Here is a 23,748-nt window from a genome sequence, read left to right on the forward strand (position 1 = left end):
CAGTCGTCCTCTTTTACTTCTTCTCACCCGGAAGCTTCGTCCCGGTGACCTGCGCATACATCCGCGCCACCGACGCGTCATCATCGCGGCCCATGCCGGCGGCCGACGTCATCAGGAACATCTGCAGCGCAGCCGCGGAGACCGGCACAGGGAATTTGGCAGTACGCGCCATGTCCTGAATGATGCCAAGATCCTTGACGAAAATATCGACCGCGCTGCGTGGTGTGTAATCGCCGTCGAGCACATGCGGCATGCGGTTCTCGAACATCCAGGAATTGCCGGCCGAGGCCGTGATCACCTCATAGACCTTGCGGATATCGAGACCCTGTTTGGCCGCGAAGGCGATGGCTTCCGAGGCGGCGGCGATATGTACGCCTGCGAGGAGCTGGTTGATCATCTTGAAAGCAGCGCCCTGCCCGGCGGCATCACCGAGTTCGTAGAGCTTGGCGGCCATTGCATCGAGCGCCGGCCGCGCCCTGGCAAAGGCAGCCTCGCCGCCGGATGCAAGAATGGTGAGTTCGCCCTGCGCTGCGCGCTGTGCACCGCCGGAAATCGGGGCATCGAGATAGTGCCGGCCGGTGGCTTCGAGATCCCGAGCAAGGCGGCGGGCGACATCGGGATCCATCGTCGCGGACGATACGAATACCGCACCTTTCGGCAGCGTTTCGGCAACGCCATCCGTCCCGAACAGGATGGTCGCCGTCTGCGCGGCATTGACGACGACGCTCACGACGATATCCGCGCCCTGCGCGGCACCCGCCGGCGTATCCGCACCCAGCCCTCCGTCAGTCACGAAGCGCTTCACCGCATCCGCCGAAACGTCGCAGCCGGTCACCGTGAAGCCGGCCTTCTTCAGCGACAAGGCCATGCCATAGCCCATCGACCCCAGACCAATAACGGCGACGCGAGGTTTCTCGGAGCTTGGTTTTTCAGATGCAGGTGACATGCGGCAATTCCCTAGGAGTCCTCGATGGCCAGCTTGAGGCGGCCTTGCCTCTCGGTAACACGCCTTGGCCATCATGCCAAAGCGTGGGAAAAAGCATCACGAGGAAATGCCAGGAAAGACCGAGGACATCCGGTGACTGACACAAAGCTGCGTGAAGAGATCTGCCGGCTCGGCCGCTCGCTGTTCGACCGTGGGCTGACGCCGGGTTCATCCGGCAATATCAGTGTGCGCTGCGATGACGGCGGCTGGCTGGTGAGCCCAACCAATGCGTCACTGGGCTCACTCGATCCGGCCCGGCTGTCGCGCCTCGACAGCACCGGCCGCCTCATGTCCGGCGACGCGCCGACCAAAGAGGTTCCGCTGCATACGGCGCTGTATGAGACCCGCAGCGCCGCCCGCGCCGTGGTGCATCTGCATTCGACCCACTCGGTGGCGGTGTCGATGTTGCCGGAGATCGATCCGCGTGCCGCGCTGCCGCCGATGACGCCCTATTATCTGATGAAGTGCGGCGCGACGGCTCTGGTGCCATATTATCGGCCGGGTGATCCTGCCGTCGCTGGCGCCATCAAGGGCCTCGCCGGTAAATATTCATCGGTGCTGCTGGCCAATCACGGGCCGGTGGTGTCAGGCGGCAGCCTAGAGGCCGCGGTCTATGCCATCGAGGAACTCGAAGAAACCGCGAAACTCTATCTGCTGCTGCGCGGTCTCAACCCGCGGCATCTGTCACCAGCGCAAGTGAAGGACCTGGTGGCGACGTTCGGGCTGGTGCTGCCGGAACACGACGGACATGGGCACTGACTCCTCAGCCGTCATTGCGAGGAGCGCTTGCGACGAAGCAATCCAGTCTTTGCATCGCCTGTAGCTTCTGGATTGCCGCGTCGCTTCGCTCCTCGTAATGACGTGAAGAAGACAGTGATTGACCAACGTGGAGGGACGATGAAGGAGCCCTGCGTTTACCTGATGGCCAACAAGCGCAACGGAACGCTCTATGCAGGCGTCACCAGCAACCTGCCGAAGCGAGTCTATGAGCATCGCGAAGGCTTGGTGTCCGGCTTTTCCAAGTCCTACGGGTGCAAGCTGCTCGTCTGGTTTGAGGTCCATGAGACAATGGAATCGGCGATTGTGCGCGAAAAGCAGATCAAAGCCGGCAGCCGGTCCAAGAAATTGGCGCTGATCGAAGCAGTCAATCCGAAATGGAAAGACCTTTACGGCAGTCTCTTCGAATAACCACCGGCCTATCCCCGTCATTGCGAGCGCAGCGAAGCAATCCAGAAGCGGCAAGCGAAGAAAACACTGGATTGCTTCGTCGCTGCGCTCCTCGCAATGACGGCTGAGAATTAAAGCCCCAGATACGCCTTGCGCACATCCGGATTGGTCGCGATTTCCGACGCCTTACCCTGCATCTGGACGCGGCCGGTCTGCAGGATATAGGCGCGGTCAGCGATCTCCAGCACTTCGGCCATGCGCTGCTCGACGATCAGCACGGTCATGCCGGTGTTGCGGATCTTGACGACCGCCTGGAAGATCTCATCCACGAGCTTCGGCATGATGCCCTGAGAGGGTTCATCCAGCATCAGCAGCCGCGGCCGGGTCATCAGCGCGCGGCCAATGGCCAGCATCTGCTGCTCGCCGCCGGACAACGTCTCGGCGCGCTGCTCGAGCCGCTCCGACAGACGCGGGAACAGTTCGAACACCAGCTTCAACGGCTCGTCACGGTCGGCCTTGCCGCGATACATGTAGCTACCAAGCCGAAGATTGTCGTGCACCGACAGCCGTGGAAACAGCCGACGGTTTTCCGGCACATAAGCGATGCCCCGCGCCGTGATGAGATGCTGCGCGATGCCGTTGATCTGCTCGCCGTCGAAGGTGACGGTGCCCGAACGCGGACGCTCTGCGCCGGCGATGGTCTTGATCAGCGTCGACTTGCCGGCGCCATTGGCGCCGCAGACAGCGACGATCTCGCCCTTGGCGACGTCGATGGTGACGTCCGAAATGGCGACCAGCCCCTGATAGGCGGTGGTGGCTTCACGCACCGACAGCATGACGATCCCCGAGATAAGCGCTGATGACTTCCGGATGTCGCACGACATCGGCGGGTTTGCCCTCGACAAGCTTCTTGCCGAGATTGAGCACGATGGCGCGGTCGACCAGCGGCATCACGATTTCCATGACGTGCTCGACCATCAGCACGGTAACACCGGTCTCGCGGACCTTGCGTACCAATGCCACGCCGGACTGCGCTTCTAGCGGTGTAAGGCCGGTGAGGCATTCGTCGAGCATCAGCAGTTTTGGCTCAGTGGCGAGCGCGCGAGCGACTTCAAGCCGACGCTTCTCCGACGGAATGAGATCGCGGGCGAGCTTGTCGGCTCGCGGGGCGAGGCCGCAGAACTCAAGCACCTCATGCGCCTTGCGCCGGGCGTCGCGCATCTTATCGTTCCGGATCAGCGCACCGACAATGACATTGTCGATGACAGTCATGGTCTCGAAGCTCTTCACGACCTGGAACGTGCGTGCAATGCCGAGCGCGCAGCGTTCGGCGGCGGGCATGTGGGTGACGTCCTTGCCATCGAACCAGATCGAGCCCTGGGTCGGCGGCAGCACGCCGGCGATCAGGTTGAACAGCGTCGACTTGCCGGCGCCATTCGGGCCGATCAGGCCGACGATCTCGCCGGCACCGACGGAAATCGAGACGTCGCTGTTGGCGATCAGACCGCCGAAGCGCTGCCAGACGCCGCGTGTTTCAAGCAAAGGCGCGCTCATTGCGGCACTCCTTTCGAGGCCGGGCGGCGGGAGAACAGGCCGAGCAGACCATCCGGTCGCGCCAGCGAGATCAACACGATGACCGCACCATAGAGGATGAGATCGACGCCGCGGCCGGAGCCGCCGATGAAGGAACGCGTGAGCTCAGTCATCGGGATCAGGATGACGGCGCCTAGCACCGGTCCCCATAGCGTGCCGATGCCGCCCAGCACCGCGGGCAGTGCCATCAGCAACGAGAACTGGAAGGTCATGACGCTTTCAGGATCGATATAGGAGACGAACTGCGCATAGAAAGCGCCACCGATCGCAGTGAGGAAAGCGGAGACGGCAGCGGCGCCCATCTTGGAATTGAACACCACGACGCCGAGGCTCTCGGCCGCATCGGGATTGTCCTTCACCGCACGCCACCAGAAACCCCATTTGGAATCTTCCAGCCACCAGGTGATGAACCAGGCGACGCAGCAGAACACGAGGGCGAAGTAGTAGAAGGGCAGCTTGCTGCGCGTGAACTGGAACTTGGCCCAGCTATCGCCGCGCACCGGGATGTCGATGCCGAGCGCCGCACCGGCATAGTCCCAATTGTGGAACAGCAGGAAGCCAATTTCGGCGATGACGATGGTGGCGATGACGAAGTAATGACCGCGCAGACGGAAGGTCGGATAGCCCAGCGCTAGCGCGATCAACGCGGAGATGATACCGCCGCCGAGCATGCCAAACCACGGCAGCACGCCGAACTTGGTGAACAGCAGCGCCGTTGTATAGGCGCCGAGGCCGAAATAGAGCGCGTGGCCGAGCGATATCTGGCCGCAATAGCCGCCAAGGATGTTCCAGGCTTGCGACAGCGCCGCATACATCAGGGTTAGTACCATAATGTTCTGGACATAGACGTCCTTGACGAAGAACGGCACGCAGGCGGCGATGACCGCGAGCACGGCGGCGAGGATGAGGTCGCGGCGGCGACGCTGGGTAAAGCTGTCCATCAGATCGATCCGAACAGGCCGCGTGGCCGGACAAAGACAACGAGGAGATAGACGGCGTAGATGCCGACCGATTTCAGCGACGGCGGCAGGATCATCGCGGTCGTCGCCTCGACCAGGCCGACGATGATGCCGCCGGCAAAGGCGCCGAACACGCTGCCGAAGCCGCCCAGCGCGACGGTGACGTAAGCGATCAGCGCAAAGGACGCGCCCACATCGGGATAGATGTAGAAGAAGATCGCCATCACGCCGCCGGCCAGACCGATCAACGCCGAGCCAAGGCCCCAGCCGAGCGCGAACACCTTATTCTTGTCGATGCCGACCAACGCCACGGCACCGGCATCTTCACGGGTCGCTTCCAGCGCACGACCGAAGTCGGTCTTCTTCATGAAGAAATACAGTGCGCCGAAAGCGGCTATGGAGATCAATGCGCCAACGAGCTGCGGCACCGGCAGGAACACACCGAAGATCGAGATGGTCTTGCCGCCGAGCAGCGACGCAGGGATGCTGCGATAATCCGGGGTGAAGAAGAACTGCGCGAGACCGCGCATCAGGATCGCGAGACCAAAAGTCGCGAAGATCTGTACCATGCCGATATTGGCCTTGGCCCGCATGGCGAAGCGTATGATCACGAGATAGATCACCGCGCCGAACACGAACATGCCCGCTGCGACGATCGGGATCGACAGTAGAGGGTCGACCGCCCAGAACATGAACAGGAAGAAGGTGAGGTACATCGCCAACATCAGAAATTCGCCATGGGCGAAGTTGGTGACGTCCATCAGCCCGAAGATCAGCGCGAGGCCGACCGCAAGCAGGCCGTAGAGCAGCCCCATCAGCAATCCGCTGGCAAGGCTCTGGATGATGGTCGCGGCGGTCAAAGGCTGTCCCTTTCGGATGTCGTCCCCGCGAAGGCGGGGACCCATAGCCACCGTCGTCGCGATAAAGTGCAGACGGTGGGGCCGGTGTCAGACCATGTCGTCGGAGCGTATGGGTCCCCGCCTTCGCGGGGACGACATGGCGTGTGTGACGATAGGTGCCTTACGGCATCGGCCAGATCGCATCCGCCACCGCAGCCTGCGGCGGGAAGATGGTGACGAATTTGCCACCATTATACTGCAGCAGCACCGGGTCGGCGTTGTTGTTCTGGCCCATCTCGTCGAACTTGACCTTCGCCCACGGCATGATCGTGCTTTCGCCCGGCATGTCGGTGGCGACCAACGCCTCGCGGATCTTCTCGCCATCGGTCGACTTGGCGCGATTGATGGCGTCAGCCATCACGATCAGGCCCATGAACTGGCGCGACGAATAGTCGTTGAAGTCCTTGCCGGACTTCTCCTTGAACATCTCGTTGATCTTTCCGACCATCGGGCGCTTGGCAGCGAGATCGAGCGAGAACGAACCACGCGAGATGACGCCCGGGATCTTGTCACCGACCGCGTCATACAGCGCCTTCTCGGAGAAGCCTGCGTCCTGGGCGACGATGTTCTTGGCCTTGTAGCCGAGTTCACCCATGGTCTTGATGAGCAGGATGCCATCGGTGGTATAGCTCGACGGCATCAGCACGTCGGCATTGGCGGCCTTGAGCTGCTGCACTTCCGCAGTGAGCGACGGCGAATTGGCGCGATACTTGATGTCGGCGACGATCTTGTAACCGCGATCGGCCGCGAGCTTGAGCTGCGCATTGGCCGAGTCAGTGCCGAAGATGGTGTCTTCGTGGAACAGCGCCAGGGTCTCGATCTTCTGGCCCTTCTTCTTCATCGCATCAAAGAAGTCGAACATCGCCGTCGAGAACATTTCGTCATGCGGCGCAGCGCGGAAGTAATACTTCAAACCGCGGCGATGCAGGCTCGGCGACGAATTGTCGGCCGACAGGAACGGGATCTGGTAGCGCTCACAGATCTGGCTGACGGTGACGGCAACGGCGCTCTGATAGGTACCGACGATGGCCGAAACCTTCTCCTGGGTGATGAGGCGCTCGGCTTCGGCGCGGCCCTTCTGCGGATCAGCCTGATGGTCGGCGAATACGAGACGCACCTTGGCGCCGCCGAGACCGGTGAAGCCTTCGCCCTTCGCCATCGGCAGCGCGAAATCATAATCCTTGTTGATGATGTCGGCAGCCGTTTCGAAAGCCTTCTGCGCGTCGACGCCGATTTGCGCACTGGCGCCCGACAGTGGATAGATCACGCCGATCACGACTTCCTTGACCTGCGCGCGCGCAGGCTTGGCGAGAGGCAGCAGCGCTGCGGAAGCAGCACCACCGAGCAATACGTTTCGGCGAGAAATCGTCATGTCTTTGTCCTTTGTGACCGGCGGCTATCGATGAAACTAATCAAGGTTACGGTAAAGCCCGAAAGATCGGCAAGCTGCTTCTTATAAAACAGCCAGATGCTTATTCTTCAGGTCAGTGACGAGCATGACACCCGGCGCATGCGTAATCGCAAATGGCACGCGCGCTGCAGCAATGACGGCTTGCGGCGTCACGCCACAGGCCCAGAACACCGGGATTTCATCGTCGTTGATACGCACTGCATCGCCGTAATCAGGCTTATTGATATCCTTGATGCCGATCGACTGCGGCAGACCCAGATGTACCGGCGCACCATGCACCGCGGGAAAACGCGAGGTGATCTGGACGGCGCGGATCGCATCAGCCGGCTTCAGCGGTCGCATCGACACCACCATCGGGCCGGCAAACGGGCCTGCGGATTTGCAGGCGATGTTGGTGCGATACATCGGCACCAGCACATCCTGCTCGATATGACGGATTGGCAGGTCATCGGCCATCATGGCTTCTTCGAACGAATACGAACATCCGATGACGAAGGACACGAGATCGTCGCGCCAGTACTTGGTCACCTCGTAAGGTCGATCGATCGCCTCGCCGTCCTTCCAGACGACATATTGCGGAATGTCAGTCCGGATATCGAGATCGAGACCGAGGGCGGGAATGCTGGGATTGCCCACATCCGACATGCCGATGATCGGGCACGGCTTCGGATTGAGCTGGCAGAAGCGATGGAAGGCCGCGGCCTGCTCCTGGGGCAGGATCACCAGATTGCCCTGGACGTATCCGGGAGCGACGCCGGCGGTGCTGCCATATTTGCCCGCGCGATATTCGCGGCGGGCAACCACGCTGGGCAAATCCGAGGAACGATCACCGCTTTGCTGCGCTGCCGAAGAAATAGCCATCTCGCTGTCCTGCCTAATTCTGCCTCGACACGCACTGAAACTCAGGGCTAGTATAATGTCTAATCGTTGTTTTTAATCACCGTACATAAATCTTACTTATCGAAAGCCGGGTCGTATCCATGGCGGACTTTAAGGCGCTGGAGACTTTTCTCTGGGTGGTCAATCTCGGAAGCTTCCGCGGCGCCGCCCAGAAGCTCAACACCACTCAGCCGGCGATCTCCCAACGCATCGCGCAACTCGAGCACGAGATGGGCGTCCGGCTTCTGCAGCGTGACCGCCGTATCGCCTCGCCGACGCCGGCCGGACGGCAGATGCTCGTTTACGCCGAAAAGCTGATCGGCCTGCGCTCGGAGATGATGGCGGCAGTTGGCGATCGCTCGGCGATGCGCGGCGTGCTGCGGCTCGGCGTCGCCGAAACCATCGTCCACACTTTGCTGACGCGGCTGATCAAGCACGTCAACATCTCGTATCCGAACTTGTCGCTCGAAATCGAGGTCGATATCACGCCGAACCTGAACGCGCGCCTGCAGGCACAGGAGATCGATCTCGCTTTCGTGCTCGGACCGCTTTCAACATCCAACATTCGCAACCGCGTGCTGTGCGACTACCCGGTCGGTTTTCTCGCCAGCCCCTCACTCGGGCTCGGCAACGATCTGCTCTCGATCCACGATCTCGCGAAATTTCCCATCATCACCTTCTCGCGCAAGACCCGGCCCTACGAGATCGCGCGCTCGTTGTTCAACCGGCCCGACCTGCCACCGATCCGGCTGCACGCCAGCGCGTCCCTGTCTACCGTGATGCACATGGCAATTGATGGCTTAGGCATCGCACTGATCCCGACAGCCATCATCGAGAACGAACTCGCGGACGGACGCCTGCAATTGCTCAATACCGACCTGCAGCTCCAGCCGCTGACGTTTTCGGCAAGCTGGCTCGCCTCACCTGACACGGCCGCGATCGAACTCGTCGCAGGCATTGCTGCGCAACTGGCGCAGAACAGCCCATTGGTTGACGTGCCGGCATCGTCGGGTCATTGAAAAACAGACCTCTTCAACACAAACTTTCGGGACAGACCGCATGACCAAGCTTGGTGACAACCTCAAAATCGATTCCGCGCGGCTCTGGGACACCATCAATGAGACGGCGGAGTTCGGCGGCACACCGAAAGGTGGTGTGAGACGTCTCACACTCGGGCCGGAAGACAAGCTGGTGCGCAACTGGTTTCGCAAAGCCTGCGAGGACGCCGGCCTGGAAGTGCAAATCGATGCCCTTGGCTCCATGTTCGCGTTGCGCAAGGGCCGCGACATGTCGAAGGCCCCGATCGGCATCGGCTCTCATCTCGACACCCAGCCGACCGGCGGCAAGTTCGACGGCATTCTCGGCGTACTCGGCGCGCTTGAAGTTGTGCGTACGCTGAACGATGCCGGCATTGAAACCGAGATGCCGATCTGCATCGCCAACTGGACCAATGAAGAGGGTTCGCGCTTTGCGCCGGCGATGATGGCCTCCGCCGCCTATGTCGGCGACTTCACCACCGACGATATTCTCTCGCGCAGGGACCATGATGGCGTAACCGTCGGCGAAGCGCTCGACTCCATCGGCTATCGCGGCGACGTCGCTGTCGGCACGCAGAAATTCTCCGGCTTCGTCGAACTGCATATCGAGCAGGGACCGATACTCGAAGCTGAAAGCAAGACCATCGGCGTGGTTGATTCCGGCCAGGGCGTGCTGTGGTTCGACGGCAAGATCACCGGCTTCGAGAGCCATGCCGGCTCAACCCCGATGCCGCTGCGCAAGGATGCGCTGGCGACGCTGTCCGAAATCGTGCTCGCCACCGAGCGCGTCGTCAGCAACATCGGTGCGCTTGGCACCATCGGCGAAGCCGTGATCGCCAATCCATCGCGCAACGTGATCCCCGGCGAGATCGCCTTCACCATGGATCTGCGCAGTGCCGATGCCGGCAAGCTCGAGGCCATCGAAAAGGGCGTGCGCGATGCCATCAAGGAAATCGCCGCGCATCGCAAGGTCGACGTCGCCTTCGACAAGGTCTGGCACAAGCCGCCGACGCATTTCAACAAGGACTTCGTCAGTGCGGTCGAAACGGCGGCGACGTCGCTTGGCTACTCGCATCGCCGCATCACCTCGGGCGCCGGCCATGATGCCTGCAATCTCAACAACATCATGCCGACCGCGATGGTGTTTATCCCGAGCAAGGACGGCATCAGCCATAACGAGCTCGAGAGCTCGACGCAGGATGACTGCGCCGCAGGCGCCAATGTATTGATGCATACGGTGCTGGCGCTCGCCGGCGTCGCATCGAAGTAACGAGAGACAGGGGACAAGAATGCGGGGCGTATTCGTCGATGCCAGTGAAGAACTAGCGAAGATCCTGGAACGGCTGACACAGCCGGGTGACATCGCGATCAAGATCAATCGCGATGAAGACATCAAGCCCGCCGACCTGCCCGGCGTGCTGGATGGGGCCGAGATCGCTATCGTCGACCACACCTATCTGCCGACCGACGTGGCCAAACAGTGCATCGGCCTGAAGCATGTCGTGTTTCTCGGTACCGGCGCGCGCAGCTATATGCATATCGAGGAGCTTGCTGCGCTGGGGATCGAGGTGCATCTGATCCGCGGCTACGGCGACACCGCCGTCGCCGAATGCGCCGTCGCACATATGTGGGCTGCAGCGCGTGGCCTTGCTCAGCAAGACCGTGAGATGCGGGCCGGCAACTGGCTGCGCGATGAAAGCATGGAACTGACGGGCAAGACCATCGGCCTGATCGGCTTCGGCGGCATCGCCGCGGAGGTCGCACGCATCACGCTCGGCTCGGGCATGAAGGTGCTGGCCTGGAATCGCTCGCCGAAGTCCCATCCTGGTGTGGAATTCACAGACATGGAGACAGTGCTGGCCAAGAGCGACGTCATCTCGATCCATCTGTTGCTGAACGACGAGACCCGCGGCATGATCACCCGCGAGCGCATCGGCCAGATGAAGAAGGGCGCCATCCTCGTCAACACCGCGCGCGGCGCTGTGGTCGATGAAGCGGCGATGATCGATGCGCTGCGCTCCGGCCATCTGCGCCATGCCGGTCTCGACGTTTTCGATATCGAGCCGTTGCCGGCAGGCCATGTGCTGACGACGATCCCGAACGTGACGCTATCGGCGCATTCTGCCTTCCGGACGCCGGAGGCGAGCATCAATCTGATCGCCGCGGCGTGGAAGCATTGCCGACGGATTGCTGCCTAACCTTCGAGCCGTCCTGAAACGAAAATGCCCGGCATGAAGCCGGGCATTTTTGCGCGTCGGTGGCGCAAACTTATTCGATCATCTCCGCGACGGCCTTGCCGCACGCGCCCGTATCGGCCTGACCACCGAGATCACGCGTGCGCAGCGTCCTTTCGCCAAGCGTGCGTTCGATCGCCTTGACGATGGAATCCGCAGCTTGCTTCTCGCCGAGATGCTCCAGCATCATCGCGCCAGACCAGATCATGCCGATCGGATTGGCGATGCCCTGCCCCGCGATATCCGGCGCCGAGCCATGCACGGGCTCGAACACCGACGGGAAATCGCCGGTCGGATTGATATTGCCGGAGGGCGCAATGCCGATCGTGCCCGTGCAGGCCGGGCCTAGATCGGACAGGATGTCGCCGAACAGATTGGACGCCACCACGACGTCGAACCAGTCCGGATGCATCACGAAATTCGCGGTGAGAATGTCGATGTGATACTGATCCCACTTCACGTCGGGATAGTTCTGGCCCATCGCCTTCACGCGTTCGTCCCAATAGGGCATCGTGATCGAGATGCCGTTAGACTTGGTTGCCGAGGTCAGGTGCTTCTTCGGCCGCGACTGGGCAAGATCGAACGCGAATTTCAAGATGCGGTCGACGCCGGTGCGGGTCATCACCGTCTGCTGGGTGACGAATTCCCGGTCGGTGTCCGGGAACATGCGGCCGCCCACGGATGAATATTCACCCTCGGTGTTTTCACGGACCACCCAGAAGTCGATGTCACCGGGCTTGCGGCCCGCCAGCGGACACGGCACGCCGGGCATCAGGCGCACCGGGCGCAGATTGACGTATTGATCGAATTCGCGGCGGAACTTGATCAGCGAGCCCCACAACGAAATGTGATCTGGAATTTTCGCCGGCAGGCCGACGGCGCCGAAATAGATCGCGTCGTGCTTGCCGATCTGCGCCTTCCAGTCGTCGGGCATCATCTGGCCGTGCTTCTCGTAATAGTCGTAGGACGAGAAGTCGTAGTGATCGAAATGCACCTTCACGCGATGCTTTTTCGCTGCCGCTTCAAGGACGCGCAGGCCTTCCGGCATGACTTCCTTGCCGATGCCGTCGCCGGGGATGACCGCGATCCGGTATTCTTTTTGTGCGCTCACGTGAGGTTTCCTTCGCCGGTAATTCTCCTTGCAGATGTGGACCAATCCAGGCCCGCGATCAACGCTGCACTGCAATGTTGACCGCTTTTGCCGCGGGGGCCTAATTCTGTCCGAGCCACTCCTCCCTGCAATCCAGAGGCATTCCATGGATCTTCATCTGCGCGGCAAACGTGTCTTGATTACAGGCGCATCCAAGGGCATCGGCGCGGCGGCCGCGGAAGCCTTTGCGGAAGAAGGCTGCGATCTCCGCCTCGCCGCCCGCAATGTGGAGCAGATGCAGGCGCTGGCGGACCGGCTACGGTCCAGCCACCAGATCGACGTCGCCGTGCATGGCGTGGATCTGCGCAAGCCGGATGACCTCGCCGCACTGGCGGCGGCCGCCGGCGATATCGACATTCTCGTCAACAATGCCGGCGATATTCCCGGCGGATCGCTCGACAAGATCGACGAGCCGACATGGCGTCATGCCTGGGATCTCAAGGTGTTCGGCTTCATCAATCTGACACGGCTGGTCTATGCGCAGATGAAGGCCCGCGGCCATGGCGTGATCGTCAACGACATCGGGGCTGCCGGCGAAAAGTTCGATGCCAATTATATCTGCGGCAGCGCCGGCAACGCCGCGCTGATGGCGTTTACCCGTGCGCTGGGCGGCAAGAGTCTGAAGGACAATATCCGCGTTGTCGGCATCAATCCCGGCCCGGTGGAGACGGAGCGCCACATCACGCTGATGAAGACGCGCGCCAAGACCCAGTTGGGCGACGAGAACCGCTTCCGGGAATTGCAGCAGGGCCTGCCACTCGGCCGCGCCGCCAAGCCCCGCGAGATCGCAGACATGATGACGTTTCTGGCGTCCGACCGCGCAGGCTATACGACCGGCGTGATCTATACGGTGGATGGCGGTTACAGCGCCGGCTGGGGCAACTAGTGCCGCGATCGGCGCGCTAGCTCAGCGCGCCGGCATGCACCCACCACAATGGGTGGGCGAGCTGGATGACGCCGGCCGCGCGCTGCGCATCAGTGTCGTTGCCGAACAGCGCAAAGCAGGTCGCGCCGGAACCGGACATCCGCGCCAGTCTGACACCTTCGGCCGCACCAAGCACTGACAGAACTTCGCCGATGACCGGCTCGATCTTCAGCGCGGGGGCTTCGAGGTCGTTGGTACCGGCATGCAGAGCATCGATGTAGGCATCGAGAGAAGCCCCCTCGTTTGGCCAGGTTGGCCCCTTCAGCACATCTTTCACACCGGCGCGCAGTTCGCCATTCTTCAGACCGAGTTCCTTGAAGACGTCCTTGGTCGCCACCGGCACGCGCGGATTGACCATCACGCAGGGCAAACGCGGCAGGCTGAGCGGCAGCAGGTTTTCGCCCACGCCGGTCATCACACAGGCGCGCGACTGCACGCAGACCGGCACATCGGCACCGGTCAGGCGTGCCACTTCGAGCACGCGCGGATCGTCCATTTCGAGATTATTGGCGCGTACCAGCAGGCGCAGAGCGGCAGCAGCATCCGCCGAGCCACCGCCGATGCCCGCAGCCACGGGCAACTGCTTGTCGAGCGCGAAGGTGCCGAAGGTCAATCCCTCGACGCGCTCACCCAGCAGGCGAGCTGCCTTGATGACGAGATTGTCGGCAGTGTCGCCGCATTCCTGCGCGCGCGGGCCGGTCGCGATCAGCGACAGGTCGCCGCCAGCATCCAGCGTCAATCTGTCCGCGCAATCGGCAAAGGCCACGACGCTTACAAGATCATGATAGCCATCGGGCCGACGGCCAATTACGCGCAGCGTCAGATTGACCTTGGCGCGCGCCTCTTCTTCGAGAACCGGCTTCACGGAGCCGGCCATATCCCCCGTCATCAGATTAGCCGCCCTTGCCGTCTTCTTTTTTCTTGTCGTTGGATGCAGCCGACGACGATGGTTCGTCCGACAGACCGTTCTCCATTTTGGCTTCGATCTTCGGAAGCTCTTCGGCTTCCGGCTTCAGATCCTTGGCGTGCTGCCACTGGAACTTGGCTTCCAGCTTGCGGCCGACCCGCCAATAGGCATCGCCGAGATGGTCGTTGATGGTCGGATCCTCCGGCTTCAGATCGATGGCGCGTTCGAGCTGCTTCACGGCATCGTCGAAATTGCCGATCCGGTAATAGGCCCAGCCGAGCGAGTCGACGATGTAGCCGTCATCCGGGCGCTGATCGACGGCACGCTTGATCATCTTCATGGCGTCGTCGAGGTTGATGCCCTGATCGATCCAGGAATAGCCGAGATAGTTCAGCACATGCGGCTGTTCGGGCTGCAATTCGAGCGCCTTGCGCATGTCGACTTCGGCCTTGGCCCACTGCTTCGAACGCTCAAGGCAGATTCCGCGGAAGTAGAAATACACCCAGTTCGGCTTGTCCTGGTTGGCGGAGATGACGTCGATGCCCTTGGTATAGGTCTCGGAGCAATCGGCGAATTTCTTGCGGCCGCGCTCGATATTGCCGAGCGCCATGATGGCTTCGAGATCCTTCGGATCGTCAGCGACGACGCCCTTGAGGATCTTGATGCCTTCATCGCTGCGGTCTGCGGCGTCGAGATCGGTCGCCTGCTGGATCTGCGCATTGCGCTTCAACGCCGAATTGGCGGGGACACGCTCATAGACCTTGATGGCCATCTGCGGCTTCTTCACCGACTCATAGAGGTCGGCGAGCGACAGCAGCGCCAGCGAGTGATCCGGCTTGAGGTAGAGCGAAAGCTGCAGATAGACCAGCGCGAGGTCTTCACCGCCGCGGCGGGTCAGCGACGCGCCGATGCCATAAAGCGCTTCGGCAGCCCCGGCCTGCGGGCTGTCGACCAGCGGTGCCAGCTTCTTACCGGCCTTGGTCTCGCGGATGCCTTCCAGCACCAGCGGGTGACGGGCGAGCTTCTTGTTGAAGGTCTCATAGATGCCGAGCGCCGCAGTGTCGTCCTTGTTACGCGACGTCCAGCGACCATAGGCGTCGACCACGCGCAGTGCGGAATCGTCGAGCTTGTAGGCGCGCTCAAAACGGGCACCCGCGTCCTTCTGCTTGTTGGCGAGATCCAGGATCAGGCCGGCATGCAGATCCTTGAAGATCGGATACCATTCCGGACCGGCCAGCTTGTCGATATTGGCAATCGCCGTCTTGCTCTCGCCCGCGCCGTAGCCGGCCCAGGCCGACAGCAGCGTCGCAACGAGGTCGGTGATCGGGCCGCGGACCGACTGGTTGATATTGGTCTGCGCGGCAGCGTATTTCTTCAGCTTGAGATCGCGCACACCCACAACGAGACGGGCGACGCGGTTCGACTTGTCGATGATCAGGATGCGATCGGCGAGCTTCACGGCCTCTTCGATATCGCCGTCGGCGAGCGAGGAGATGAAAGCGCGATCGAGCAGTTCATTGTTCTTCGGATCGGTGCGCAAAGCAGAGCGGTAAAACGCCGCAGCCGAACTGGCGTCGCGCTCGACGCTGGCATGGCGGGCGGCCAGATAACTGCCGGCGGTGGTAAGCGACTTCAGATCGCGGGAAGTGGGAAACTGGGCAGCGGAGCTATCGCCGGTATGATCCGGGGTTTGCGCCAGCAGCTGACCGGGCATCGCGAGGACAGCGACCGTGGCGGCAGCGAGCGTCAAACGATTGAAACGGATGGACAACATAGGGTTCGCCTAGCTCCAGGATTTACGGGCAGGATATCGAGCAAGAACGCGAGCAGGACTGCGAGACAGGCTCGGATGCGCAGCCGACCCGGCAATAGTGCGCATGCCAACAATGCCGCGTTTGGCGGTCAATCGCAAGGATCGGGGGCGCGATCACACCAGTGGCACCTTGAAGCCTGTCAGCAATTGGGCCGCCGGATTGCGCCACTGTCCCTGAAAACGCTCGCACTGTGGCGTTATCGTGACATCCGGCCGGTGTAGCGGCCCGCCGACAGGCGCGGCCGCTCACACAATCGTAATCAGCGAACCGGTTACATCGCCTCGTAGTTCGGGCCGCCGCCACCTTCCGGCGGAACCCAGGTGATGTTGCCGTTAGGGTCTTTCACGTCGCAGGTTTTGCAGTGGACGCAATTCTGCGCATTGATCTGGAATCGCGCACCGCTCGACTCTTCCACCCACTCATAGACGCCTGCCGGGCAATACCGATTCGACGGGCCGGCAAAGACGTCGTGCTCGGACGACTTCTGCAGCGCCATGTCGGCAACCTTGAGATGGATCGGCTGGTCTTCCTCGTGATTGGTGTTCGACAGAAACACCGACGACAGGCGATCGAAGGTGATCTTGCCATCCGGCTTCGGATAGACGATCGGCTGATACTGCCTGGCGGGCTTGAGCGCCTTGCGGTCGGGCTTCTCATGCTTCTGGGTGCCGAACAGCGAGAAGCCGAACGTGTTGCACCACATGTCGAAGCCGCCGAGCGCGTTACCGATGATGGTGCCGAATTTCGACCAAAGCGGCTTGGCGTTGCGGACCGGATAGAGATCCTTGCCGATCGAGGACGACCGCCAGCCGGTCTCGTACTCCATCAGCTCGTCATTGGCGCGGCCTGCGGCCAGCGCGGCGGAGACATGTTCGGCGGCCTGCATACCGCTGGCCATGGCGTTGTGAACGCCCTTGATGCGCGGCACGTTGACGAAGCCCGCAGCGCAGCCGATCAGCGCGCCGCCCGGGAATACCAGCTTCGGCACCGACTGATAGCCGCCCTCGGTGATCGCGCGCGAACCGTAAGCCAGGCGCTTGCCGCCTTCGAAGGTGTCGCGGATCAGCGGATGGGTCTTGAAACGCTGAAATTCCTCGAACGGGTAGAGATAGGGATTTTCGTAGTTCAGATGCAGCACGAAGCCGACGGCCACGAGGTTGTCGTCGTAGTGATACAGGAACGTGCCGCCGCCCACGTCGTTGTCGAGCGGCCAGCCGAACGAGTGCTTCACCGTGCCCTTCTTGTGCTTGGCCGGATCGATCTGCCAGACTTCCTTGATGCCGATACCGAACTTGCCGGGCTCGCAATCCTTGTCGAGGGCGAATTTGGCGATGATCTGCTTGGTCAGCGAACCGCGTGCACCTTCAGCGAACAGCGTGTATTTGCCGAGCAGCTCCATGCCGCGGGTGAACGAATCCTTCGGCTTGCCGTCACGGCCGATGCCCATGTCACCAGTGGCGATGCCACGCACCGCGCCGTTCTCGTCATACAGCGTCTCGGCAGCCGCGAAGCCGGGATAAATTTCGACGCCAAGCGCTTCCGCCTTCGCACCCAGCCAGCGACACACCATGCCGAGCGAGGTGATGTAGCAGTGATGATTGTTCATCAACGGCGGCATCAGGAAGTTCGGCAGCTTGAAGCCGCCGGTCTTGGTCATGAAATAAAACTGGTCGTCCTTGACCTGGGTCTTCAGCGGGCAGTCCGCATCCTCGCGCCAATCCGGGATCAGTCTGTCGAGATTGACGGGATCGATCACCGCACCGGACAGGATGTGCGCACCGACTTCGGAACCCTTTTCCACCACGACGATGGACAGGTCCGCATTGAGCTGTTTCAGCCGGATCGCGGCCGACAGACCGGAGGGCCCGGCACCGACGATGACAACGTCGAATTCCATGGACTCGCGCGGCGGAAGTTCTTCAATGCTCATAATCTCGTCTCGGACCCGTTTCCAACCCGTTCAGAACGCTTCTAAGGGCTGTTGTTTCCGATTTTTGGCGGAAGAACAACCACCTAAATGCACAGGGGGCGTTTCACTGGGCGGCGATCCGGCCTAGATTGCTGGCATGCCTGTGACCCCCAGCCATGACGCCTGAGCCCCACCCCACCGTTGCGCAACTGCTCGCCTTTTACCTGGAGGCCGGGGTCGATTGCGCGCTGATGGATGAGCCGGTGAACCGGCTGTCGGACGACCTCCCGCCGCCTAGCCGGGAGCTGTCCGACAGCGCGCCGAAGCGACCACCGCTGAATGGCATGCCGCCACCCGCCCCGCGCCCACCTGCCCGCGTCGAGGTCGCCCCGGATGTTGCCATCGCTGCCGCCCGGGACGCCGCGCGCACCGCGCCCTCGCTCGAGGTGCTGCGTGGCATGCTGAATACATTCGACGGCTGCGCGCTGAAAACGACCGCGACCCAGCTCGTGTTCGCCGATGGCAATCCACAGGCCCGGATCATGTTCGTCGGCGAGGCGCCCGGCCGCGACGAGGATATCGAGGGCCTTCCTTTCGTTGGCCGCTCCGGCAAACTGCTCGACCTGATGATGCGCGCCATCGGCCTGAAGCGCACCGAGGTCTATATCGCCAATGTCATTCCCTGGCGGCCGCCGGGCAACCGCACGCCGACGCCGCAGGAGACGCAGATCTGCCTGCCGTTCATCCAGCGCCAGATCGAGCTGGTAAATCCGGACATCCTCGTCACGCTGGGCAATCCCTCGACGCAGACGCTGCTGCAGACCCGCGACGGCATCATGAAGTCGCGCGGCCGCTGGGTCGACTACGACACCGGCACCCGCAAGATCAAAGCGCTGGCAACATTCCACCCGGCCTATCTGCTGCGCTCGCCATCCTACAAGCGGATGACCTGGATGGATCTGCGCTCAATCGCGAAGGCGCTGGAAGCGCCATCGGGGAAATAAAGTCAGGTCACGGCGCTTTCGGCCGCACGATCGCCCAGCCGACCCGCAGCAACGGCAGCCGGCCGTTCACCAGACGCTCAAACGCACGCGGCACTTCCGGCACGAGGTCCGGAAAGCGCTGGATGATCTCGGCAGGCGGCGTGCCCACCGTGTCCGCTGCGCGCCACACCACGACGCCGCCGGTCTCGGCAAACTTCGCTGGCGTGATCCATGGCGTGCGCGACGGCACTGCGTCGTTCAGCAGATGCGGCCGTGACGCGCTCATGCCAATCAATGCGGCGAGTTGCGCATCGCCTGCGACCGCCGATAGTGGACGATTGGTGCGACGCTCGAAACTCTCGCCGAAGAAGCGCCCGATCTCGCGCGCTGGAAGCGCTGTGACATCCTCGGGGCCGTCGACCCAAGGCAGAATCACGAGACTGGCGAAAGCTGCCAGCGCAGGCGCAATGATGGCGAACGCCCAGACCTTGCGCAGCACGCGCTGGCGCCGTAGCGCGATCAGGTCGCCCGACGCCACGACGACGGCGAGACCCGACATGACCAGAGCAATGCCGGCACCGCCGACCACGCGATCGAGGCCATAGAGCGCAGCGAACAGGCTGCCGAGCAGCCCCGGCACGAGCGCGAAGAAAAACACATAGCCACGCGCCAGCGGATCGACCGGCGGACGGAAGATGATCGGAGCTTCCTCGGTCTTCGGAACGATGCGGCCCCAATTCATCACCGTGAGCACGATCACGCCCGTGATGGCCGCAAGCAGCCAGGCTATCAGAATGCCCCACTGCCGCGCCTTGCCGGCAAGATCATCCAGATGCGGCAGCGCTGGCAGCACGGGCGCGCCGGCCCGGATGACCCACATCGCCCACGGCAATGTCAGCACGGCGATCACCAGCAGCGCATAGAGCGGATCGAACGAAGCAAGATTACTTCGACCGCGCGATGTCGCGAGACCGAAGACGAGTGGTAGTGGCAGCAACCACATCGCATGGGGCGTCGTCAGAAGCAGCAGGCCAGCCTCGATCGACAGCGCGAACCAGGCATTGCGACGGCCCTGCCCGATGGCCAACCAGGCGTGCAGCAGGAACATCGCCCAGAGCGGACGCGCCAGGATCAGCGGGCCAAATTCGATGCCGGGCGTGCTGAAGGCCGTGACAGTCATGGTCAGCAGCACGGCGATGACCGCCTGCGGCCCCCCGACGATCGTCCGGCCGAGGTGATAGACAGCGCGGAAGGTCAGGACAGCGCAGATTTGTGCCAGCAAATAGACGCCGAAGACATGATTACCGACCGCCCGAAAGGCGATATCCGCGAGCCAGAACGCGAGCGGCGGACCCATATGGGTACCGACCTGATATTCCCGGCCATAGGCCAGCACAGTGGCGAGATCGCCCGGCGGGCCGCGATAGAGCAGCAGCGGCACAACCAGCCAGATCGCCGCCTGACACAGCACGACGATCCAGAACACCAGCCTTGGCCGGGCGCGGATCAGTTCGACGATCAGGGAGGTGAAACGCATTGAACGTCTGAACCGGCCAGCAAGGAATGAAGCGTGCTCAGGTGATACGGCGCGGAGCCGGGAGAGGCAACCGCCTGAGCGCTCAGGCGGAAATCCCGATATCGAGGATAGTCTGAGTCTCGATCAGGCCTGGCGCCCGAGCGACTGCCTGGTGCCGCGCACGAGCCGCCGCCACCGGCGCGAACAGGCTGCGGTGATGAATGCTGGGTCCCAATTCATTCAGCGCAGCCAGATGCTGCGGGACGCCATAGCCCTTATGGACCTCGAAGCCATAGCCGGGGCAATTCTCGGCGAGGCGGCACATCAGCCGGTCGCGTGAGACCTTGGCGATGATCGAGGCCGCCGCGATGGACAGCACCAGCGCGTCGCCGCCGATGACCGCTTGGCATTCCGCCGTCGTGTCGATCTTGTCGCGGCCATCGACAAACACATGTTTCGGCGCTTCCGGCAGCGACGCGACCGCACGCGCCAGTGCCCAGAGCGATGCCCGCAGGATATTGTCGCGGTCGATGCGACCCGGTGATGCATAGGCGACGGCAAAGGACGACGTGGCGCAGATGTCCTCGAACAGCGCCTCGCGCTTCGCCTCGGTCAGCTTCTTGGAATCGTCGAGGCCTTTAGGAATCCGCTTGGGATCGAGAACGACGGCCGCCGCCACGACCGGGCCTGCCAGCGGTCCACGGCCCGCTTCGTCACATCCGGCCACCGGCCAGATGCCCTGCTTCAGCAACGCGCGCTCGCGCTTAAAGCTCGGCGGGCCGGCCACGATGACGGTGTTGCGCGGCTTTGCCGGCGCTCTCTTCTTCTCATCCCGAATCATCGGGGGATCGTGCTGAAGCAGCCCCTGCAGCGCAACCGGGAACTCGAGATCATGCCCGCTATTCAGGTCAGGCCTTCAATCGTCCAGATGCACCCGCCGGTCATCACCGACCTCGATCCCCGGTGCCGTAACCACGTCCCAGGCGTGCCCGTCCGGATCCGCAAAGTAGCCGGAATAGCCACCATAGTCGGTCCTGCGCGCCGGCTTCAAAAGCGATCCGCCGCAATCGACGGCGAAAGCGAGGACTGCATCGACCTCGTCTTCGGAGCGGCAATTCCATGCCAGCGTGCTGCCGCGAAACGCCTGCGGCCTTGGATGGTCTGGCAATGTCGCATCCTGCGCGAGTTGCTCCCACGGAAAGAGCGCGAGGACGCTGGCGCCAGTATCGAAAAAGGCGATGGCATCGCCAGAGGCGCGGGCTTTTCGCGTAAAACCCAACGCTTCGTAGAAGGCAATGCTCCTGCGCATATCAGCGACACCCAGCGTGATCACCGTCATGCGCGCGATCGGCGCTGGTGGCTTCTTCGTTGTCATGCGCGTCACTCCTTTACTCACTCTATAGATCGAAAAGAGGGACGTTGGCAGGCTCTGGTTTCCTGCCAACGTCCCCTCTCCACCACTCCGTACGCTGCGAGACCTGCGGAGTTAGAACAGATTCAATTGCTGACCGGCACCGGCCGGCTTCTCGAAATGATCAAGGGTGAGTTTCGAACGACGCTTGTTGAGACCGAGCTTGGCGCAGGCTATCTCGAAGCGCCGGCCAATCATCCAGGCCATCGGCCCGGTACCCTTCATGCGCGTGCCCCATTGCGAGTCGTAATCGCGACCACCGCGCATTTCACGGATCAGCGTGAAGACGTGGCGATAGCGGTCCGGATAATTGGCCATCAGCCATTCGCGAAACAGATCACGCACTTCCAGCGGCAGCCGCAGCAACACATAACTGGCTTCCTTGACGCCGGCATGGGCGGCGGCATCGAGAATCCGTTCGATCTCGCTGTCGTTCAGCGCAGGGATTACCGGCGCCACCATTACCGTGGTCGGAATGCCGGCCTCTGATAGCTGCCGCAGCGCTTCCAGTCGTTTCGGCGGAGTCGAGGCGCGCGGCTCCATGGTACGCGCGAGCTTCGGATCGAGCGACGTCACCGATAGTGCGACCTTGGCGAGGTTGCGCTTCGCCATCCGCGCCAGAATATCGATGTCGCGCGTCACCAAGGCCGACTTGGTAACGATGCCGACGGGATGACCGGTCTTCTCCAGCACTTCGAGAATGCCGCGCATCACTTTGCGATCGCGCTCGATCGGTTGATACGGATCGGTATTGGTGCCGATCGCGATCATCTTCGGCTCGTACTCGGCGGCGGCAAGCTCCTTCTCGAGCAGAGCTGGCGCATCGGGCTTCACGAAGAGCTTGGATTCGAAATCGAGCCCGGGCGAGAGACCGAGATAGGCGTGGGTCGGCCGTGCGAAACAATAGACGCAGCCATGCTCGCAGCCACGATAGGGATTGATCGAACGGTCGAAGCCGATATCCGGCGACTCGTTGCGCGTGATGACCTTGCGCGCGGTATCCGTCGCAACGGTTGTCTTGAACGGCGGCAGTTCATCGAGGCTCTGCCAGCCGTCATCAAAGGCGACCCGGGCCTCGGCTTCATATCGGCCGCTGTCGTTCGACTGCGCGCCGCGTCCCCGGCGACGCTCGCGATCGATCGCGACGTCGATTTCCGGAAATGGCGACGGAGGCGCTCCCGCTTGGCTGGGGATCGGGGCCGGCTGCTTCCTGAGGGCTGCTGTGCTGCGATTCATGCAGCCAAGGTATCAGCAAAACGGAACAAATCAAGAACAAACGCAAGGCCTATGAATCAACCTGTGATTTGCCCGTTCATCGAGTTTAGCATTGGCGGCTGCTTTCAGTGTGACGAAATGATAACGCTGCCGCACTGCTCTTTGAGGTATTATCCACATCCATGCTGAGCGTGATCATCCCCACCGATGGCGTCGAACAGCCAGCGGTCGCCACTCTGGCGGCGCTGGTGCCGGGCGCTGCTGCCGGAGTGATCCGCGAAGTGCTGCTGGTCGATCGCGCCGGAACCGATGTCATCGAACGCGTTGCCGATGTCGCAGGCTGCAGCTTCCTCACATCTTCCGGCTCGCGCGCCGCGGCGATGGCTGCCGGCGCAAAACAGGCACGCTCGCCCTGGCTGATGTTTTTGCATGCGGGTGCCGTGCTCGATGCCGGCTGGATCGAGGAAACCCAGCAATTCATCCAGCGCGTCTCGACCAGCGACCGCGCGCGGGCGGGTATCTTCCGTTATGCGCGCTCGCCCTATGACGAAGCGGGCCTCCGCGATGGCCTGAAACACCTAGTCCGCGTGATCACCGGCCCCCGGGCCGATCAGGGCTTGCTGATCGCACGCGAGCACTACGACCGCCTCGGAGGCTACGCACCCGATGCCCGGCGCTCCGAAGCGCGGCTGCTGCGCCAGCTCGGCCGCTCCTCACGCACATTGCTGCGCAGCCGGATCATCGTCGCCTGATC

23 protein-coding genes are annotated in these 23,748 nt (G+C 62.2%); 8 read left to right on the forward strand and 15 right to left on the reverse strand.

What is annotated here, in order from left to right; translation table 11 throughout:
- Positions 1 to 13 precede the first annotated feature (13 nt).
- Positions 14 to 946, reverse strand: coding sequence for an L-threonate dehydrogenase (gene ltnD / locus AB8A27_RS02300; protein ID WP_441240502.1), 933 nt, complete (start codon positions 944 to 946; stop codon positions 14 to 16).
- 132 nt (positions 947 to 1,078) lie between these two features.
- Here ltnD and otnC point away from each other — a divergent pair, with 132 nt between their 5' ends.
- Together otnC and AB8A27_RS02310 are read left to right on the forward strand one after the other, a co-directional pair.
- On the forward strand, positions 1,079 to 1,744 hold the full coding sequence (gene otnC / locus AB8A27_RS02305) for a 3-oxo-tetronate 4-phosphate decarboxylase (protein WP_441240503.1): 666 nt from the start codon (positions 1,079 to 1,081) through the stop codon (positions 1,742 to 1,744).
- A gap of 138 nt (positions 1,745 to 1,882) precedes the next feature.
- The gene (locus AB8A27_RS02310) at positions 1,883 to 2,173 is read left to right on the forward strand and encodes a GIY-YIG nuclease family protein (RefSeq protein WP_441244804.1); all 291 of its coding nucleotides are present in this window, start codon (positions 1,883 to 1,885) and stop codon (positions 2,171 to 2,173) included.
- 110 nt (positions 2,174 to 2,283) lie between these two features.
- Here AB8A27_RS02310 and AB8A27_RS02315 read toward each other — a convergent pair whose 3' ends face one another.
- The 6 genes from AB8A27_RS02315 to AB8A27_RS02340 all read right to left on the reverse strand — a co-directional run bounded on the left by AB8A27_RS02315 (position 2,284) and on the right by AB8A27_RS02340 (position 7,875).
- Positions 2,284 to 2,988 (reverse strand): ABC transporter ATP-binding protein, encoded by a 705-nt coding sequence (locus tag AB8A27_RS02315; protein ID WP_092139499.1) that lies wholly within the window; start codon positions 2,986 to 2,988, stop codon positions 2,284 to 2,286.
- Entirely contained in the window at positions 2,972 to 3,706 is a 735-nt protein-coding gene (locus AB8A27_RS02320; protein WP_441240504.1) for an ABC transporter ATP-binding protein, read from the reverse strand. Before AB8A27_RS02320 ends, AB8A27_RS02315 begins: the two co-directional genes overlap by 17 nt.
- Entirely contained in the window at positions 3,703 to 4,686 is a 984-nt protein-coding gene (locus tag AB8A27_RS02325) for a branched-chain amino acid ABC transporter permease (RefSeq protein ID WP_441240505.1), read from the reverse strand. The genes AB8A27_RS02320 and AB8A27_RS02325 overlap by 4 nt, the downstream gene beginning before the upstream one ends.
- On the reverse strand, positions 4,686 to 5,519 hold the full coding sequence (locus AB8A27_RS02330; RefSeq protein WP_441244805.1) for a branched-chain amino acid ABC transporter permease: 834 nt from the start codon (positions 5,517 to 5,519) through the stop codon (positions 4,686 to 4,688). The genes AB8A27_RS02325 and AB8A27_RS02330 overlap by 1 nt, the downstream gene beginning before the upstream one ends.
- A gap of 205 nt (positions 5,520 to 5,724) precedes the next feature.
- Positions 5,725 to 6,975: an ABC transporter substrate-binding protein gene (locus AB8A27_RS02335; protein ID WP_092139508.1), complete on the reverse strand. Its 1,251-nt coding sequence runs from the start codon at positions 6,973 to 6,975 to the stop codon at positions 5,725 to 5,727.
- Positions 6,976 to 7,056: 81 nt separating this feature from the next.
- Positions 7,057 to 7,875, reverse strand: a complete 819-nt coding sequence (locus AB8A27_RS02340) for a putative hydro-lyase (RefSeq protein WP_441240506.1) — start codon at positions 7,873 to 7,875, stop codon at positions 7,057 to 7,059.
- A gap of 119 nt (positions 7,876 to 7,994) precedes the next feature.
- Here AB8A27_RS02340 and AB8A27_RS02345 point away from each other — a divergent pair, with 119 nt between their 5' ends.
- The 3 genes from AB8A27_RS02345 to AB8A27_RS02355 are packed head-to-tail and all read left to right on the forward strand — an operon-like array spanning position 7,995 to position 11,128.
- On the forward strand, positions 7,995 to 8,912 hold the full coding sequence (locus AB8A27_RS02345; protein WP_092139512.1) for a LysR family transcriptional regulator: 918 nt from the start codon (positions 7,995 to 7,997) through the stop codon (positions 8,910 to 8,912).
- Positions 8,913 to 8,952: 40 nt separating this feature from the next.
- Complete coding sequence (locus AB8A27_RS02350; protein WP_441240507.1) at positions 8,953 to 10,200, forward strand: Zn-dependent hydrolase; 1,248 nt, start codon at positions 8,953 to 8,955, stop codon at positions 10,198 to 10,200.
- Positions 10,201 to 10,219: 19 nt separating this feature from the next.
- Entirely contained in the window at positions 10,220 to 11,128 is a 909-nt protein-coding gene (locus AB8A27_RS02355) for an NAD(P)-dependent oxidoreductase (RefSeq protein ID WP_441240508.1), read from the forward strand.
- Between the two features lie 70 nt (positions 11,129 to 11,198).
- On the opposite strand, the gene AB8A27_RS02360 is transcribed toward AB8A27_RS02355, so the two are convergent.
- The gene (locus tag AB8A27_RS02360; RefSeq protein WP_441240509.1) at positions 11,199 to 12,275 is read right to left on the reverse strand and encodes a tartrate dehydrogenase; all 1,077 of its coding nucleotides are present in this window, start codon (positions 12,273 to 12,275) and stop codon (positions 11,199 to 11,201) included.
- A 145-nt stretch (positions 12,276 to 12,420) separates the two neighbouring features.
- Here AB8A27_RS02360 and AB8A27_RS02365 point away from each other — a divergent pair, with 145 nt between their 5' ends.
- Positions 12,421 to 13,200 (forward strand): SDR family oxidoreductase, encoded by a 780-nt coding sequence (locus AB8A27_RS02365; protein WP_092139520.1) that lies wholly within the window; start codon positions 12,421 to 12,423, stop codon positions 13,198 to 13,200.
- 16 nt (positions 13,201 to 13,216) lie between these two features.
- Here the strand turns inward: AB8A27_RS02365 and AB8A27_RS02370 are convergent, their stop codons facing one another.
- From AB8A27_RS02370 to AB8A27_RS02380, 3 genes are all read right to left on the reverse strand, one after another.
- Positions 13,217 to 14,116: a 4-(cytidine 5'-diphospho)-2-C-methyl-D-erythritol kinase gene (locus AB8A27_RS02370; RefSeq protein WP_441244806.1), complete on the reverse strand. Its 900-nt coding sequence runs from the start codon at positions 14,114 to 14,116 to the stop codon at positions 13,217 to 13,219.
- A 16-nt stretch (positions 14,117 to 14,132) separates the two neighbouring features.
- Positions 14,133 to 15,920, reverse strand: a complete 1,788-nt coding sequence (locus AB8A27_RS02375) for a tetratricopeptide repeat protein (protein WP_441240510.1) — start codon at positions 15,918 to 15,920, stop codon at positions 14,133 to 14,135.
- 311 nt (positions 15,921 to 16,231) lie between these two features.
- Entirely contained in the window at positions 16,232 to 17,890 is a 1,659-nt protein-coding gene (locus AB8A27_RS02380; protein WP_441240511.1) for an electron transfer flavoprotein-ubiquinone oxidoreductase, read from the reverse strand.
- Between the two features lie 155 nt (positions 17,891 to 18,045).
- Here AB8A27_RS02380 and AB8A27_RS02385 point away from each other — a divergent pair, with 155 nt between their 5' ends.
- Entirely contained in the window at positions 18,046 to 18,873 is an 828-nt protein-coding gene (locus AB8A27_RS02385) for a uracil-DNA glycosylase (protein WP_441240512.1), read from the forward strand.
- Between the two features lie 7 nt (positions 18,874 to 18,880).
- Here the strand turns inward: AB8A27_RS02385 and AB8A27_RS02390 are convergent, their stop codons facing one another.
- The 4 genes from AB8A27_RS02390 to AB8A27_RS02405 form a co-directional block, all read right to left on the reverse strand.
- The gene (locus AB8A27_RS02390; RefSeq protein ID WP_441240513.1) at positions 18,881 to 20,389 is read right to left on the reverse strand and encodes a glycosyltransferase family 39 protein; all 1,509 of its coding nucleotides are present in this window, start codon (positions 20,387 to 20,389) and stop codon (positions 18,881 to 18,883) included.
- A gap of 82 nt (positions 20,390 to 20,471) precedes the next feature.
- A complete protein-coding gene (locus AB8A27_RS02395; RefSeq protein WP_441240514.1) occupies positions 20,472 to 21,209 on the reverse strand; it encodes a ribonuclease HII in 738 nt (245 codons plus the stop codon).
- 75 nt (positions 21,210 to 21,284) lie between these two features.
- A complete protein-coding gene (locus AB8A27_RS02400) occupies positions 21,285 to 21,743 on the reverse strand; it encodes a VOC family protein (RefSeq protein ID WP_441240515.1) in 459 nt (152 codons plus the stop codon).
- A gap of 111 nt (positions 21,744 to 21,854) precedes the next feature.
- Complete coding sequence (locus tag AB8A27_RS02405; RefSeq protein WP_441240516.1) at positions 21,855 to 23,015, reverse strand: PA0069 family radical SAM protein; 1,161 nt, start codon at positions 23,013 to 23,015, stop codon at positions 21,855 to 21,857.
- A 161-nt stretch (positions 23,016 to 23,176) separates the two neighbouring features.
- On the opposite strand from AB8A27_RS02405, the gene AB8A27_RS02410 reads away from it, so the two are divergent.
- Positions 23,177 to 23,746, forward strand: a complete 570-nt coding sequence (locus AB8A27_RS02410; RefSeq protein ID WP_441240517.1) for a glycosyl transferase — start codon at positions 23,177 to 23,179, stop codon at positions 23,744 to 23,746.
- The last annotated feature ends 2 nt before the right edge of the window (positions 23,747 to 23,748 follow it).

Source organism: Tardiphaga sp. 768_D3_N2_1, assembly GCF_052076105.1.
In the GTDB taxonomy this organism is placed as follows: domain Bacteria; phylum Pseudomonadota; class Alphaproteobacteria; order Rhizobiales; family Xanthobacteraceae; genus Tardiphaga.

Excerpts from the sequence above, each read along its gene's own strand:
- AB8A27_RS02330 (WP_441244805.1), bottom strand. The coding sequence starts at position 5,519 with ATGGGGCTGCTCTACGGCCTGCTTGCGGTCGGCCTCGCGCTGATCTTC.
- AB8A27_RS02405 (WP_441240516.1), bottom strand. The coding sequence starts at position 23,015 with ATGAATCGCAGCACAGCAGCCCTCAGGAAGCAGCCGGCCCCGATCCCC.
- AB8A27_RS02375 (WP_441240510.1), bottom strand. The coding sequence starts at position 15,920 with ATGTTGTCCATCCGTTTCAATCGTTTGACGCTCGCTGCCGCCACGGTC.
- AB8A27_RS02370 (WP_441244806.1), bottom strand. The coding sequence starts at position 14,116 with ATGGCCGGCTCCGTGAAGCCGGTTCTCGAAGAAGAGGCGCGCGCCAAG.
- AB8A27_RS02315 (WP_092139499.1), bottom strand. The coding sequence starts at position 2,988 with ATGCTGTCGGTGCGTGAAGCCACCACCGCCTATCAGGGGCTGGTCGCC.
- AB8A27_RS02325 (WP_441240505.1), bottom strand. The coding sequence starts at position 4,686 with ATGGACAGCTTTACCCAGCGTCGCCGCCGCGACCTCATCCTCGCCGCC.
- AB8A27_RS02410 (WP_441240517.1), top strand. The coding sequence starts at position 23,177 with ATGCTGAGCGTGATCATCCCCACCGATGGCGTCGAACAGCCAGCGGTC.
- AB8A27_RS02345 (WP_092139512.1), top strand. The coding sequence starts at position 7,995 with ATGGCGGACTTTAAGGCGCTGGAGACTTTTCTCTGGGTGGTCAATCTC.
- AB8A27_RS02340 (WP_441240506.1), bottom strand. The coding sequence starts at position 7,875 with ATGGCTATTTCTTCGGCAGCGCAGCAAAGCGGTGATCGTTCCTCGGAT.
- AB8A27_RS02335 (WP_092139508.1), bottom strand. The coding sequence starts at position 6,975 with ATGACGATTTCTCGCCGAAACGTATTGCTCGGTGGTGCTGCTTCCGCA.
- AB8A27_RS02400 (WP_441240515.1), bottom strand. The coding sequence starts at position 21,743 with ATGACAACGAAGAAGCCACCAGCGCCGATCGCGCGCATGACGGTGATC.
- AB8A27_RS02320 (WP_441240504.1), bottom strand. The coding sequence starts at position 3,706 with ATGAGCGCGCCTTTGCTTGAAACACGCGGCGTCTGGCAGCGCTTCGGC.
- AB8A27_RS02380 (WP_441240511.1), bottom strand. The coding sequence starts at position 17,890 with ATGAGCATTGAAGAACTTCCGCCGCGCGAGTCCATGGAATTCGACGTT.
- AB8A27_RS02350 (WP_441240507.1), top strand. The coding sequence starts at position 8,953 with ATGACCAAGCTTGGTGACAACCTCAAAATCGATTCCGCGCGGCTCTGG.
- ltnD (WP_441240502.1), bottom strand. The coding sequence starts at position 946 with ATGTCACCTGCATCTGAAAAACCAAGCTCCGAGAAACCTCGCGTCGCC.
- AB8A27_RS02390 (WP_441240513.1), bottom strand. The coding sequence starts at position 20,389 with ATGCGTTTCACCTCCCTGATCGTCGAACTGATCCGCGCCCGGCCAAGG.
- AB8A27_RS02365 (WP_092139520.1), top strand. The coding sequence starts at position 12,421 with ATGGATCTTCATCTGCGCGGCAAACGTGTCTTGATTACAGGCGCATCC.
- AB8A27_RS02355 (WP_441240508.1), top strand. The coding sequence starts at position 10,220 with ATGCGGGGCGTATTCGTCGATGCCAGTGAAGAACTAGCGAAGATCCTG.
- AB8A27_RS02395 (WP_441240514.1), bottom strand. The coding sequence starts at position 21,209 with ATGATTCGGGATGAGAAGAAGAGAGCGCCGGCAAAGCCGCGCAACACC.
- AB8A27_RS02385 (WP_441240512.1), top strand. The coding sequence starts at position 18,046 with ATGACGCCTGAGCCCCACCCCACCGTTGCGCAACTGCTCGCCTTTTAC.
- AB8A27_RS02310 (WP_441244804.1), top strand. The coding sequence starts at position 1,883 with ATGAAGGAGCCCTGCGTTTACCTGATGGCCAACAAGCGCAACGGAACG.